Genomic DNA, 13542 nt, shown 5'->3' with positions numbered 1-13542 from the left:
GTCCGGCCGGTCCGGCCAGGGGGCCGGAGGGTCAGAGCGCCGGCGGATCCACCGGCCCGCGCCCGCGGTCCACCGGGCCCCGGCCCGACAGCACCTCGCCGTACGCCTGCATCAGATCCGGCAGCCGCAGCGTGGCCAGATCGGCGCGTCCCGGTGTGGTGCTGTAGCCGGAGAGCCGCAGATCGCGGTACGCGCAGCTCTTCTCGTACAGCGTGCGCAGGAAGCGGCCGTTGCCCAGCTCGTCGATCCATCCCTGGTCGACCACATGGCCGCTGATGCTGCGCAGCTCGTCCAGCGCCTCGTCGTCCCACACGTCGTCGTTCTCGGCGGCCAGCACCTGGCCGATCGCGGTCAGTTCGAGGGGGCGGTAGCTGGGGAAGTCGACGCGCGTCGTGAAGCGGGACGAGAGTCCGGGGTTGGTGGCGAGCAGCCGGTCCATGCCCTCCGGATAGCCGGCGAGTATCACCACGAGATGGTTCCGGTTGTCCTCGGCGCGCTTCAGCAGCACCTGGAGGGCTTCGTCGCCGTACGCGTCGCCCTTGCTGTAGCCGGAGTTGGCGAGGCTGTACGCCTCGTCGACGAACAGCACGCCACCGATGGCCGAGTCGATCAGCTCGTTCGCCTTCACCGCGGTCTGGCCCAGGAACTCGCCGACCAGATCGGCCCGTTGGGCCTCGACCAGATGGTCGCCGCCGAGCAGGCCGAGCGCGTAGAAGACCCGGCCGAGGATGCGCGCGACGGTTGTCTTGCCGGTGCCCGAGGGACCGGAGAAGACGAAGTGGCGTTTGGGCGGCTGTACGGGCAGCCCCTGACCGGCCCGTAACCGCGCCATGTTGAGCTGCGCGGACAACGCCTTGACCTGCCGCTTGACCGGTTCCAGGCCGACCATCCGCTCCAGCTCCGCCAGTGCCTCGGCCAGGAGGACCGGATCCGTCGGGCGGTCGGGGAACTGCGGGGGAGCGGGCTGCGCCGGTACGCGGGCCTTCTCCCGTATCCCGTCCGCCGGATCGGCCGCGTCCGTCGGGTTCGCCGGGACACCCGCCCCGAACGGGGACTGCGCGTCGACTCCCGGCCGTGGGTCGGGCCCCTGCGGATACTCGCCGTCGGCCGCCGCGTCCACCGTGTCCTGGCCGAAGCCGGCCAGCGCGACCGAGGCGAGCCCCGCCGAGTCGTCCGCCCCGTCGTACCCGTCGGAGTCGGTGATCGCCGCGAGCCGGGCCGCGGTGTCCATGAAGGTGGGGTCGATACGGTGCACGGCCCGGTACAGCGGCAGCGCGGCCGCGCTGCGCCCGGTCCCCTCGTGCGCGCGGGCCAGCCAGTAGCGCAGCTCCTTGCGCTGCGGCTGCTCGCTGCGACAGCGCATCAGGGACGTCGAGAGCAGTGGCTCGGCCTGTCCGTACATCTCAAGACGGACGCGTGCCATCCCGCCGAAGAGGCCCGCCTCGATGCCCAACAGCGGGTCGTTGACGAGGGATTCGGTGTGGCGCACCAACTGGTCCCAGTCCTTGACCAGATAGGCGCGGCAGGCGTGCAGGAAGCGCACATGCGGATCGGCGTCCACGGGCGGCAGCCCGGCGAGTGCCCGGTCCAGCTCGGGGACGTGCCGGCCGTCGAGCCAGTGCGAGGCGTGCGCGAGCAGCAGATCGCGCCGGCTCTCCAGCACGGGCTGCACCCACCAGCCCAGCCAGTACCAGGAGTTGAGGGTGCGGCGATGGCGGGAGCGCTGCTCGCCGAAGCGGTCACGGTGGCGGTACATGTGCAGCAGCGCGGTCGTGGTGTCGACCCGGAGCGCGTGCAACCCGAGCCAGCCGTCGGCCATTCCGGGATCGAGCCGTACGGCCTCCCGGAACTCTTCCTCCGCCTGTGGATACGCCCCCATCGTGTAGGCATCCACAGCACGCACCCACGCGAGATCGGCCGGGGCTTGAGCGCCCTGCGTGCCGATGTCCATCAGGCCCCCCACAAACCATGACCCCGTGATGTCCCGCCGGGCGGGCGCCCGTCGGCAGAAGCGTGCTGAACCACCTTGTCGTGGACGGGAATTGACCCCACCGAGAAGCATCGTACCTGCGTAGAGGGTGCGCGACTAAGGGCGCAGCCGTCCCGCGCGCACCGGTGACCCAGGGTGATCGCTGGGTGCGGGGCGGCGCCGGGGAGACGGCGAAGAGGGCAGAACGAAGCCCCCGATCACGGGGGAACAACCGGGGGCTTCGCGTCTGCGGCGGCTCCGAAAAGCCGCACATTGAGAACGTAAGACCTGTCCCACCCCTTGGTCAAGCCGAGTTGAGGCACCTTCGAGGCTGATTTCCGACTGCTCAGTACGGAGGGAATGTCCCGTCACGGTGGGTGACAGGTTCAACCTGTGGCGCTATCGCAGGAGTTCCGGGCAGCCACTTGTATCCCTCCTGCCACTCACGTACCAGAACATCGGCGAAAGGACGCGACGGATCGGCCGCGAAATGGCGCGTCTCCGCCCGCGTCCAGCCGTCCCAGAAGGCCGAAAGACTCGATCCGTCGCGCTCGCGGCCCCGTTGCCAGGACTCCTCGGCGCCCCGGTCCATCCACAACAGCCGCGCGAGCCACGGCCGCACCGCCGCCCGGCCCGCGCCCACCCCCTCGATCAGGACGACCGGCGCGGGGGGCAGCGGGCGGGGCGCACGGAAGCGCCGCAGGGTCCAGTCGTACGGCGCGTACCGCGCGGTCGCGCCGCGCGAGAGCGGTCCGAGCACATCGTCGGCGAGGCGCTGCGTCCAGTCGAAGAACGCGTCGTGCGTGGCCAGGTCGTCCAGCCGCAGCACGGGCGCCCCGCCGAGCGCGGCGGCGAGCCGCGAGGCGAAGGTGCTCTTGCCGGAACCGGCGTGGCCGTCGACCGCGACCAGCCGTACCGGGCCGCAGGAGGGCGGCAGGGCGCGCAGTGCGATGGCGGCTTCGGTGAGGTCGTCCACCCGGCCACCCTATGCGCGGGCGGCCGGGCGCGACCGGGGCCGGGCGCGGGTTCCGGCGCGGTGCCGTGCGAGGCCGGCGCGGATCCGGAGGGCGTTGTTCACGTCACTGGTACAGACCAATATTGGTGCGCCGACGCGGGACGAATCGCTGGCAGAAGCCGTGCGGGACCCGCGATAGTTGACGAACTGTTGTGCACCAGACCACTGACCCGGGGGTCCCATGAACAACCCAGCTCCTTCCCGGAACGGCCCGGCGTCGCGCCGTACGGTGCTTGCCACCGCCCTCGCCGCGGCCGGCGCCGGCGCGCTCTCCGCCGCCGCGCCCGCCATGGCCGCCACTCCCTCCGCGCCGTCCGCCCGCTCCGGCCGGCCGGCCGGTCACCACCGGGCGGACACTCCCGTGGACAACCGCTTCTGGAGTTCGTCGGGCGACTGGCGCGGCGGCAAGGGCAACGGCACCAAGGTCCTCTCCGGCAGCCGGTCCGGCCTGGTCGTCGCCACCCCCGCGGGCAGCACCGACTACGCGGACCCGCACACCGGGAAGACCAGCACCTGGGAGTACGCGACCTGGACCTCGCCCGTCCACCGCTCCACGGTCCCGGCCACCGAGGCGATCGCCTCCTGGAACGCCGACACCCCCGCGGGCACCTGGATCCAGACTGAGCTGCGCGGCACCTACTCCGACGGTACGGCGACCCCCTGGTACGTGATGGGCCGCTGGGCGGCCGGGGACGGCGACATCCGCCGTACGTCCGTCGACGACCAGACGGACGACCGCAGCACCGTCTGGACCGACACCTTCGCCATCGACGACCCGGCGAGCGGCCTGCGGCTGGCGTCGTACCAGCTCCGCCTCACGCTCTACCGCAAGCCGGGCACGACGCTCACACCCACGGTCCGGCGGGTCGGCGCGATGGCGTCGGACATCCCGGACCGGTTCACCGTCCCGGCGGCCGGGCACGAGGTGGCGCGCGAGCTGACCGTGCCGCGCTACTCGCAGAACACGCACATCGGCCAGTACCCGGAGTACGACAACGGCGGCGAGGCCTGGTGCAGCCCCACCTCCTCGCAGATGATCATCGAGTACTGGGGCCGTAAGCCCACGGCCGCCGACCTGGCCTGGGTGAACCCGGACTTCGCCGATCCGCAGGTCTGCCACGCTGCGCGGTACACCTTCGACTACCAGTACGACGGCTGCGGCAACTGGCCGTTCAACGCGGCGTACGCGACGAGCTACCGGGACATGAACGCCGTCGTCACCCGGCTCGGCTCGCTCACCGACGTCGAGCGGCTGATCCGCGCGGGCATTCCGGTCATCACCTCGCAGTCCTTCCTGGAGAAGGAGCTGACCGGCGCGGGCTACGGCACCTCCGGCCATCTGATGACCGTGATCGGCTTCACGGCCGCCGGCGACGTGATCGCCAACGACCCGGCCTCGCCGAGCAACGCGGCCGTACGGCGGGTCTACAAGCGGCGTGAGTGGGAGAACATCTGGCTGCGGACGAAGCGGTACAACGCGTCGGGCGCCGTGGTCTCGGGCACGGGCGGCGTCTGCTACCTCTACTGGCCCGTGGAGCCCACCGCCGCCCAGCGGAAGGCACTGGAGGCCGTCGGCGTGCGCTGAGCCGCCCTGCGGGCCATGGACGGCGCCGGGGACAGCGGTCCAGGTCCCCGGCGCCGCCCGCGCCCGCGTCGTGCGTGGCCGGGCCTCCGCAGCCGGGCCCGGCCCTCGACAGGGGGTCTGCAATACTGCGGATCTCCTGTGACAGCCGAGACTGGGAAGCGCGGACTTGAACACCAGGCAGCAGCGTGGCGAGAGCGAGCGGGCGCAGTTGCGCCGCTCCGAACTCATCGCCACCGGCCGGAAGTTGTTCGCCGACACGTCGTACGACGCCCTGTCGATGGACGACATCGCCCAGCACGCCGGTGTCGCCAAGGGGCTGATCTACTACTACTTCAAGAACAAGCGCGGCTACTACCTCGCCATCATCGAGGACTCGGTGATGGAGCTGGTCTCGCTCGCGTCGGGCGGCGTCGACCTGCCGAACACCCAGCGGGTCCAGCGCACCGTCGAGGCGTACCTCCGGTTCGCCGAGTTCAACGAGGCCGCCTACCGCACGATCATCACGGGCGGCGTGGGCTTCGACACCCAGGTGCAGGCGATCCGCGACGCGGTGCGTACGGGACTGGTCTCCACCGTCGCCGAGGGCGCGTACGGCCGCCAGGACATCCCGCCCATCGCCAGGCTCGCCCTGCTGGGCTGGCTCAGCAGCGTCGAGTGGCTGACCCTCGAATGGCTGGAGCACCGCGAGGAGCTGACGCGGGAGATCCCGCGCGATCTGCTGGTGCGGATGCTGCGGCACACGTTCGACACGATCGAGGAGTTCGCGCCGGAGTGCCCGGCGCCGCCGCCGGACCCGGACTTCAGCCCGTACACCGGCCGCTGACCCGTACACACCCGAGGGCCGGACAGACCGCGTACGCGGCTTGTCCGGCCCTCGGGGACAGACCTAGTTGATCGCCTTGATCAGCTCACCGTCGGTCGTGTCGCCGCTCAGCTCCCAGAAGAAGGTGCCTCCCAGGCCCTGCGCGTTCTTGTAGTCCATCTTGGTGCCGATGGTGGCGGGGGTGTCGTAGCTCCACCAGTTGTTGCCGCAGTGCGCGTACGCCGTACCGGCCACCGTGCCGTTGGCCGGGCAGGTGTTTTTCAGGACCTTGTAGTCCTCGATGCCCGCCTCGTACGTGCCGGCCGCCGCGCCCGTCGCGCTGCCGCCCGGCTCGGCCTGGGTGACCCCGGTCCAGCCGCGCCCGTAGAAGCCGATGCCGAGCAGCAGCTTCTCCGCGGGAACGCCCTTGGCCTTCAGCTTGGTGATCGCCGCGTCGGAGTTGAAGCCCTCCTGCGGGATGCCGTCGTACGACGTGAGCGGCGAGTGCGGAGCCGTGGGGCCCTGCGCCGCGAACGCGCCGAAGAAGTCGTACGTCATCGGCAGGTACCAGTCGAGGTACTGGGCCGCCGCGCCGTAGTCGGTGGCGTCGATCTTGCCGCCCTCGGACGCGTCGGCGGTGATGGCCGACGTGATGAGGCTGTCGCCGCCGAATTCCGTACGGAGCGCCGACACCATGTTCGTGAAGGCGTCGGGCCCGCTGGTGTCGCAGGTCAGACCGCAGGCGTTGGGGTACTCCCAGTCGATGTCGATGCCGTCGAAGACATCGGCCCAGCGGGGGTCCTCGACCAGGTCGTGGCAGGACTTGGCGAACGCGGCCGGGTTCTGCGCCGCCTCACCGAAGCCGCCCGACCAGGACCAGCCGCCGAACGACCAGATCACCTTGAGGCCGGGGTGGAGCGCCTTGAGCTTGCGCAGCTGGTTGAAGTTGCCGCGCAGCGGCTGGTCCCAGGCGTCGGCGACACCGTCGACGCTCTGGTCGGCGGTGTAGGACTTCTCGTAGTCGGCGAAGGCGTCACCGATGGTGCACTTGCCGCCCTGGACGTTGCCGAACGCGTAGTTGATGTGCGTCAGCTTGTCGGCCGACCCGGAGGTCTCGATGTTCTTGACGTGGTAATTCCGGTCGTAGACACCCCAGTTGGCGAAGTATCCGATGACCTTCTCACCGGCGGCTGTGGGGGCCGCCGGGGCCTTCTCCTGGTCCGCCGCGGCGCTGCCGGCGCCGGCGAGCAGGGACACGCCGAGCACGGCCGTACAGGCTGCGGCGATGAGCGCCCGGAAACGGGTGCGGGATCGGTGCGGTCTGAGCATGAGGTCTCCTCGTGGGGAGGGAGATCGACGTCCATGCCGTCGACTTGGCATGGACGCGAAGTGTGTTCACCGGGACGTTAGAAGGACTAGACCAGTGGGTCAATGGTGCGGACCAACTTCCCGGAGCGCGCGACGGAAGCCCGGCGGAAGCCCGGCGGGGGCCCGACGGGGGCCCGGCGGAGGTCCGGCGGCGGGAAAACGGAACCGAAGTGGAACCGGAACAGGGGCTGACCTCCCGTGACTGCGTCCCGCCGATCAGTCATACTCAACGCGCCCACAGCCGCAGGTCAGCCACTCCCGTGATCCGGGAGGGCACCATCGGCCGGGCAGTATTCCTGTCCGGGGGGCACCCCCGGGCCTCGACCCGACCGGCGGCCGCCGCCCCACCCAGCGTGCGCGCCCGCCGTAGCGTCCCGACAGGGAGGAGAGCGCCGCCATGCCCGACCGCGCCCCGCGAACGGTGGAACGTCAGCTGCCCACCGAGGAGTCCAAGGACCTGCTCACACTCGTACGCGACATCATCGAGCGGGAGATCGTCCCCAGGGCGGCCGAAGAGGAGGAGGCGGGACACTTCCCCCGGGAGAACTTCGCCCTCCTCTCCGAATCGGGACTGCTCGGCCTCCCGTACGACTCCGAGTACGGCGGCGGCGACCAGCCGTACGAGGTCTACCTCCAGGTCCTCGAAGAACTCGCCGCGGCCCGTCTCACCATCGGCCTCGGCGTCAGCGTCCACTCCCTGGCCTGCCACGCCCTCGCCTCGTACGGCACCGCCGACCAGCAGGCCACCCACCTCCCCGCGATGCTGGGCGGCGGTCTGCTCGGCGCGTACTGCCTCTCCGAGCCCGCGTCGGGCTCCGACGCGGCCTCACTGAGCACGAAGGCCGTCAAGGACGGCGACGAATGGGTGATCACCGGCACCAAGGCCTGGATCACCCATGGCGGCGTCGCCGACTTCTACACCGTGCTCGCGCGCACCGGCGGCGCGGGCGCCGGCGGCATCTCGGCGTTCCTGGTACCCGGCGACGCCGACGGGCTGGCCGCCGCCGCGCCCGAGAAGAAGATGGGCATGAAGGGCTCGCCCACCGCCCAACTCCACTTCGACGGCGTCCGGATCGGCGACGACCGGCGGATCGGCGACGAGGGGCAGGGATTCGCGATCGCCCTCTCCGCGCTCGACTCGGGCCGGCTCGGGATCGCCGCCTGCGCCGTGGGCGTCGCGCAGGCGGCCCTCGACGAGGCCGTGGAGTACGCGACGGGGCGCCGGCAGTTCGGCCGCCCCATCGCCGACTTCCAGGGGCTGCGCTTCATGCTCGCCGACATGGCCACCCGGATCGAGGCGGGGCGCGCCCTCTACCTCGCGGCGGCGCGACTGCGGGACGCGGGGCTGCCGTTCTCCCGGCAGGCCGCGATGGCGAAGCTGTTCTGCACGGACGCGGCGATGCAGGTCACCACGGACGCCGTTCAAGTACTCGGCGGCTACGGCTACACCGCCGACTTCCCCGCCGAGCGCTACATGCGCGAGGCGAAGGTGCTCCAGATCGTCGAAGGCACCAACCAGATCCAGCGCATGGTGATCGCCCGGCATCTCGCGGGACCCGAAACCCGCTGAACCGCCCACCGCACCGGGCCCGTCCGTCAGTTGTCACCAACCGGCGGACGGGACAGGCGGATTGACGAGCGGTCAGCGCGACAACTGGATCGTGACGAGGCGTCAGGCGGCGTGCCGGCGCGCATGCGGCAGCTTGACCGGACGCGAACTCGGGCCGCCCGCGTGGGAGAACGGCTGCGTGCGCCAGTCCAGTCCCTGAGGAAGCGTCAGCAGCAGCGCGGTGTCCTGCTCCTGGGCGTCGAGCGATTCGTCGGCCGGCCCGGCGTCCGTGGCCGAACGGCCCGTACCCGCGCACACGGTGAGGACGAACGGGTTCCACGGGCTGGGGCACAGCGCGTGCTCCGGCAGGCTGTCCTCGTCCGCCAGCAGGGCGATCGGCCGGGAGCAGTCCGGGCACACGACCCGGAACATCTCGAAGGTGTCGTAGAAGTCGAGCTCATCGGCCTCGACGGGATCAACAGGCTCCGGTTCGATACGTCCGGTGCGCTTCAGGCTCTGCATGCAGACACTCCCCCTCGGGTGGGCCGAACAGCCACGTGCGGCCTCGACCACAGCAAGCAATTCCCGTCGCGCGAGGCAGGTAACCGCAAGGTCTCGACGGACCCCGTGACATGCCTGTGGTGTTCGTCACATGCCCGGCGCAAGTGACGATCCGGTACGCCGTCGGCTGTGCCGGAAGCGACCTCGGGCAATAGGTTGATCCGCATGGAGGAGCTGGATCGTCAGATCGTGGAATTGCTCGTCAAGGACGGGCGGATGAGCTACACCGACCTGGGCAAGGCCACAGGTCTGTCCACCTCGGCGGTGCATCAGCGCGTCCGCAGGCTGGAGCAGCGCGGAGTCGTACGCGGCTACGCCGCCGTGGTGGACCCCGAAGCCGTCGGGCTGCCGCTGACCGCGTTCATCTCGGTCAAGCCGTTCGACCCGAGCGCGCCCGACGACATCGCGGAACGACTGGCCCCGATCCCCGAGATCGAGGCGTGCCACAGCGTGGCCGGCGAGGAGAACTACATCCTCAAGGTGCGGGTGGCGACGCCACTGGACCTGGAACACCTGCTGTCCCGCATCCGCTCCCTCGCGGGTGTCTCCACCCGTACGACGGTCGTCCTGTCCACCCCGTACGAGGCGCGGCCGCCGTATTTTTAGGGGCTCGGTTCGCCTCCGGGGCGCTTTGAGTCGATGTCGACGGTCGACCGTGCTCGGGCCCTCGTTCCTCGGGGCCTCCGCGCGCTCTCCCTTTCGACACCGACGCGCCCCTTCGGCTCACTCGCCGGGGGACCGGGCCCTTCGGCTCACTCGTCAGGGGGATTCACCGGGCGGGCAGATCCGGCCCGTCCGGCGTTCGGGGACGAAACTGCCCACCGGGCGGACCCGGTCACGTCGTACCCGGTCACGTCGTACCCCTCCGTACCCCTGCGTGCCCCGCGCGTCCCGCGAGGCGGGAGACTGGGCGGCATGAACGATCGCGCCGCCCCCCAGAGCGAACCCCGCACCGTGCTGCTGCGCGGTGGAGACGTCCACAGCCCCGCCGACCCCTTCGCCACGGCGATGGTCGTCGAGCGCGGTCATGTCGCCTGGGTCGGCTCCGAAGGCGCCGCCGACTCCTTCGCCTCCGGTGTCGACGAGACCGTCGACCTCGAAGGCGCCCTCGTCACCCCCGCGTTCACCGACGCGCACGTCCACACCACCGCCACCGGCCTCGCCCTCACCGGACTCGACCTGTCCGGCGCGGGGACCCTGGACGACGCGCTCGCGCTCGTACGCGCCCACCGCACCACGCACCCCGGCGACCGGGTGCTCCTCGGCCACGGCTGGGACGCCGCGCGCTGGCCCGAGCGCCGGGCGCCCACCCGCCAGGAACTCGACGAGGCGGCCGGCGGGCGGCCGCTGTACCTGACACGCGTCGACGTCCACTCGGCCGTGGTGACCACCGCCCTGCTCGACCTGGTGCCCGGCGTCACCGAACTGGCCGGATTCCATCCCGACGCCCCCCTGACCGGCGACGCTCACCACGCCGTACGCGCCGCCGCGTACGCCTCCGTGACCCCCGCACAGCGCACCGAGGCGCAGCGCGCCGCCCGCGCCCGCGCGGCCTCGCTCGGCATCGGCACACTCCACGAGTGCGCCGGCCCCGACATCTCCGCCGAGGACGACTTCACCGGACTGCTCCGGCTCGCCGAGGACGAGACGGGCCCGCGCGTCCACGGCTACTGGGCCGAGCGGATCAGCGACGACAAGGGCGCGGCACGCGTCCGTGAACTCGGCGCCGTCGGCGCGGCGGGTGACCTCTTCGTGGACGGCTCGCTCGGTTCGCACACCGCCTGGCTGCACGAGCCGTACGCGGACGCGCCCCACACCGGCGCCGCGCATCTCGACGCCGCCGACATCGCCGCCCATGTCACGGCCTGCACCGAGGCCGGTCTCCAGGCCGGCTTCCACGCCATCGGCGACGCCGCGATCAGCGCCGTCGTCGCCGGGACGCGCGCCGCCGCCGAGACGCTCGGCCTCGCCCGGATCCGGGCCGCCCGCCACCGGGTCGAGCACGCCGAGATGCTCACCCCCGAGACGATCGCCGCCTTCGCCGAACTCGGCCTGACCGCCTCCGTCCAGCCCGCGTTCGACGCGGCGTGGGGCGGTACGGAGGGCATGTACGCCGACCGGCTCGGCGAGGCGCGCGCCGGGACCCTCAACCCGTACGCCGCCCTGCTGCGCGCCGGTGTCCCGCTCGCCTTCGGCTCGGACAGCCCGGTGACGGCGCTCGACCCCTGGGGCACCATCAGGGCAGCCGCCTTCCACCGCACACCCGCTCACCGCGTCTCCGTACGCGCCGCCTTCACCGCCCATACGCGCGGCGGGGGCCGCGCCGCCGGCCGCGACGACACGGGGGTGCTCGTGCCCGGCGCGCCCGCCGACTACGCGGTCTGGCGCACCCAGGAACTGATCGTCCAGGCCCCCGACGACCGGGTCTCCCGCTGGTCCACCGACCCGCGTTCGGGCACACCCGGCCTGCCCGATCTCACCCCCGGCGCGGCCCTGCCGGTCTGTCTGCGGACCGTGGTGGGCGGGCGAACGGTCTTCGTGCGACCGAACGAGTGATGTACTCGCGTTTCCGTACCGCCGACCGATGCTTACCGGCCACTGTCGCGACCAGCGGATCTTCCCCGCTGACCTGCTGAAACGGGTAAATGCCGCAGGTCAAAGGAGTATTGACAGCAAGCACTCACCGGCCGGTAGGTTCGGCCGGGTCCACCAAAGGACGTCCGACCGGCAACTCCCACGCAGTCGTCGAACGCCGCTGGGTCATGGGGCGGTGTGCCGCACCGGCGCACCACCACTGGGAGCCAGGTTCAGCGCCCGCGCCTCGGGGGCGAGGGAAGGTTTCTGCCGGCCGGCGGGTGCGACCCGGGTAGGGCCCCGGCGTTCAGTAGACAACGGCTTTCGGTCGACCCGCAGCCGGCGGGTCCCAGGTCGGCCCGAAGGACGCCGGGACCCGATCCGTAGGCCCCCGGATCTCCCCGCCCGGCCACCGCGCCGCCGGATTCCGGCCGCCCGCGCCCTTTCCCGTACGACACCCCGCCACCGTGTGGACGGCGACCCCTCGCGTGCTCGCTAAGGTGGTACTTCTGCGTACGGCGATTAAGGGGCAGTTGTGAACGACGGTGGTCAGAGGCAGTACGGCCCGCTCGGCGCAGCCTTGGTGATCATCCCGACCTTCAACGAGGCGGAGAACATCAAACGGACCATCAGCCGCGTGCGCGCGGCGGTCCCGGAGGCCGACATCCTCGTGGCCGACGACAACAGCCCCGACGGCACCGGAAAGATCGCCGACGAACTCGCCGCCGACGACAGCCAGGTCCACGTCCTGCACCGCAAGGGCAAGGAAGGACTCGGCGCGGCCTATCTGGCGGGCTTCCACTGGGGCATGGAGCACGACTACGGCGTCCTGGTCGAGATGGACGCCGACGGCTCCCACCAGCCCGAGGAACTGCCCCGGCTGCTGACCGCCCTCAAGGGCGCCGACCTCGTGCTCGGCTCGCGCTGGGTGCCCGGCGGCCGGGTGGTGAACTGGCCGCGGACCCGGGAGATGATCTCCCGCGGCGGCAGCACGTACTCACGCGCGCTGCTCGGCCTCCCACTGCGCGACATCACCGGCGGATTCCGTGCCTTCCGTACGGAGACGCTCGACCGCCTCGGCCTGGACGAGGTCGCCTCGCAGGGCTACTGCTTCCAGGTCGACCTCGCGCGCCGCGCCGTGGAGGCCGGCTGCCACGTCGTGGAGGTGCCCATCACCTTCGTCGACCGCGAGCTGGGCGACTCCAAGATGAGCCGGGACATCCTCGTGGAAGCGCTCTGGCGGGTCACCGCGTGGGGCGTCGGGACGCGGACCAACCGCATGCTCGGGCGCAAGCCCCTCTGATCCGGCCGCCCCGTACGACAACCCGGGCCGCGCCCAGGCACACTGGAATCATGACGACCGGCGCACCGCCTCCCGCGGCTCCGCAGCGCTCACGCGCGCGCAAAATTGTCCCTCTGGGCATCGCCCTCTGGCTGGTGCTCGAAATCTGGCTGTTGACCGTCGTGGCCGGCGCGACGAACGCGCTGACCGTGCTGGCACTGCTGATCGGCGCCGGCATCCTGGGCTCGGTGGTGGTGAAGCGGGCAGGCCGCCGGGCCTTCCGGAATCTCACCGAGACCCTTCAGCAGGCCCAGCGGCAGCAGCAGAACCCCGACGCTCCCGAGAACGCCGACGAGAGCGCGAACGCCAGCTCCGGCAACGGCTTCCTGATGCTGGGCGGGCTGCTGATCATGCTGCCGGGGCTGATCTCCGACGCCGTCGGCCTGGTCCTGCTGATCCCGCCGGTGCGGTCGCTGCTGAGCCGCAGGGTCGAGCGGTCGCTGGAGCGCCGGATGCGCGCCGCGGGTCCTGGCGGTCTCGGCGACGCCTTCCAGCAGGCTCAGCAGGCCAGGATGTCGCGCCCGGACGGCAAGGTCGTCCAGGGCGAGGTCATCAAGAACGACGAGCCGCGGCCACCACGCGATCCCGACCAGGACGGGCCGCGCCCGCCCCTGACGCCGTGAGGCACTGACCGCCTTGGGGCGCTGACCCGGGGCACGAGACCGAACAGCCGTGGGCCGCGACACTGTGTGTGTCGCGGGCCCCCGCGTGTCGCCCGGGGGGTGTTGGGGGGTAACACACGGGAAGGGCCCAGTACCGGTGTGCCCCCGGAAGCAC

The 13542-nt window shown here is 71.5% G+C and carries 11 protein-coding genes; 7 read left to right on the top strand and 4 right to left on the bottom strand.

Annotation, left to right across the window (positions count from 1 at the left end; genetic code table 11):
* Positions 1-31: 31 nt before the first annotated feature.
* Both ACFT9I_RS39410 and ACFT9I_RS39405 read right to left on the bottom strand, forming a co-directional pair.
* Complete coding sequence (locus ACFT9I_RS39410) at positions 32-1951, bottom strand: AAA family ATPase (RefSeq protein ID WP_382572529.1); 1920 nt, start codon at positions 1949-1951, stop codon at positions 32-34.
* A 364-nt stretch (positions 1952-2315) separates the two neighbouring features.
* On the bottom strand, positions 2316-2945 hold the full coding sequence (locus ACFT9I_RS39405) for a uridine kinase (RefSeq protein ID WP_382572527.1): 630 nt from the start codon (positions 2943-2945) through the stop codon (positions 2316-2318).
* A gap of 220 nt (positions 2946-3165) precedes the next feature.
* On the opposite strand from ACFT9I_RS39405, the gene ACFT9I_RS39400 reads away from it, so the two are divergent.
* Together ACFT9I_RS39400 and ACFT9I_RS39395 are read left to right on the top strand one after the other, a co-directional pair.
* Positions 3166-4569 (top strand): peptidase C39 family protein, encoded by a 1404-nt coding sequence (locus ACFT9I_RS39400; RefSeq protein WP_382572524.1) that lies wholly within the window; start codon positions 3166-3168, stop codon positions 4567-4569.
* Between the two features lie 166 nt (positions 4570-4735).
* Positions 4736-5392 carry a TetR/AcrR family transcriptional regulator gene (locus ACFT9I_RS39395; RefSeq protein ID WP_382572522.1) on the top strand — a complete coding sequence of 219 codons (657 nt, stop codon included), beginning with the start codon at positions 4736-4738 and terminating at the stop codon, positions 5390-5392.
* Between the two features lie 63 nt (positions 5393-5455).
* Here the strand turns inward: ACFT9I_RS39395 and ACFT9I_RS39390 are convergent, their stop codons facing one another.
* Positions 5456-6700, bottom strand: a complete 1245-nt coding sequence (locus ACFT9I_RS39390; RefSeq protein WP_382572521.1) for a glycoside hydrolase family 18 protein — start codon at positions 6698-6700, stop codon at positions 5456-5458.
* 436 nt (positions 6701-7136) lie between these two features.
* Here ACFT9I_RS39390 and ACFT9I_RS39385 point away from each other — a divergent pair, with 436 nt between their 5' ends.
* A complete protein-coding gene (locus ACFT9I_RS39385; protein WP_382572518.1) occupies positions 7137-8309 on the top strand; it encodes an acyl-CoA dehydrogenase family protein in 1173 nt (390 codons plus the stop codon).
* Positions 8310-8411: 102 nt separating this feature from the next.
* Here the strand turns inward: ACFT9I_RS39385 and ACFT9I_RS39380 are convergent, their stop codons facing one another.
* Positions 8412-8810, bottom strand: coding sequence for a hypothetical protein (locus tag ACFT9I_RS39380; RefSeq protein ID WP_382572515.1), 399 nt, complete (start codon positions 8808-8810; stop codon positions 8412-8414).
* A gap of 204 nt (positions 8811-9014) precedes the next feature.
* Between ACFT9I_RS39380 and ACFT9I_RS39375 the strand changes: the two genes are divergently transcribed.
* From ACFT9I_RS39375 to fxsA, 4 genes are all read left to right on the top strand, one after another.
* Entirely contained in the window at positions 9015-9455 is a 441-nt protein-coding gene (locus ACFT9I_RS39375; protein WP_382572512.1) for an Lrp/AsnC family transcriptional regulator, read from the top strand.
* A 309-nt stretch (positions 9456-9764) separates the two neighbouring features.
* On the top strand, positions 9765-11405 hold the full coding sequence (locus tag ACFT9I_RS39370; protein ID WP_382572511.1) for an amidohydrolase: 1641 nt from the start codon (positions 9765-9767) through the stop codon (positions 11403-11405).
* Between the two features lie 553 nt (positions 11406-11958).
* Complete coding sequence (locus ACFT9I_RS39365) at positions 11959-12726, top strand: polyprenol monophosphomannose synthase (RefSeq protein ID WP_382572508.1); 768 nt, start codon at positions 11959-11961, stop codon at positions 12724-12726.
* A gap of 50 nt (positions 12727-12776) precedes the next feature.
* Positions 12777-13388 (top strand): FxsA family membrane protein, encoded by a 612-nt coding sequence (gene fxsA / locus ACFT9I_RS39360; protein ID WP_382572507.1) that lies wholly within the window; start codon positions 12777-12779, stop codon positions 13386-13388.
* Positions 13389-13542 lie beyond the last annotated feature (154 nt).

Source organism: Streptomyces sp. NPDC057137 (assembly GCF_042670825.1).
Lineage (GTDB): Bacteria > Actinomycetota > Actinomycetes > Streptomycetales > Streptomycetaceae > Streptomyces.
Note: the sequence above shows the minus strand (reverse complement) of the source record. Positions and strands in the feature narration are given on the sequence as shown.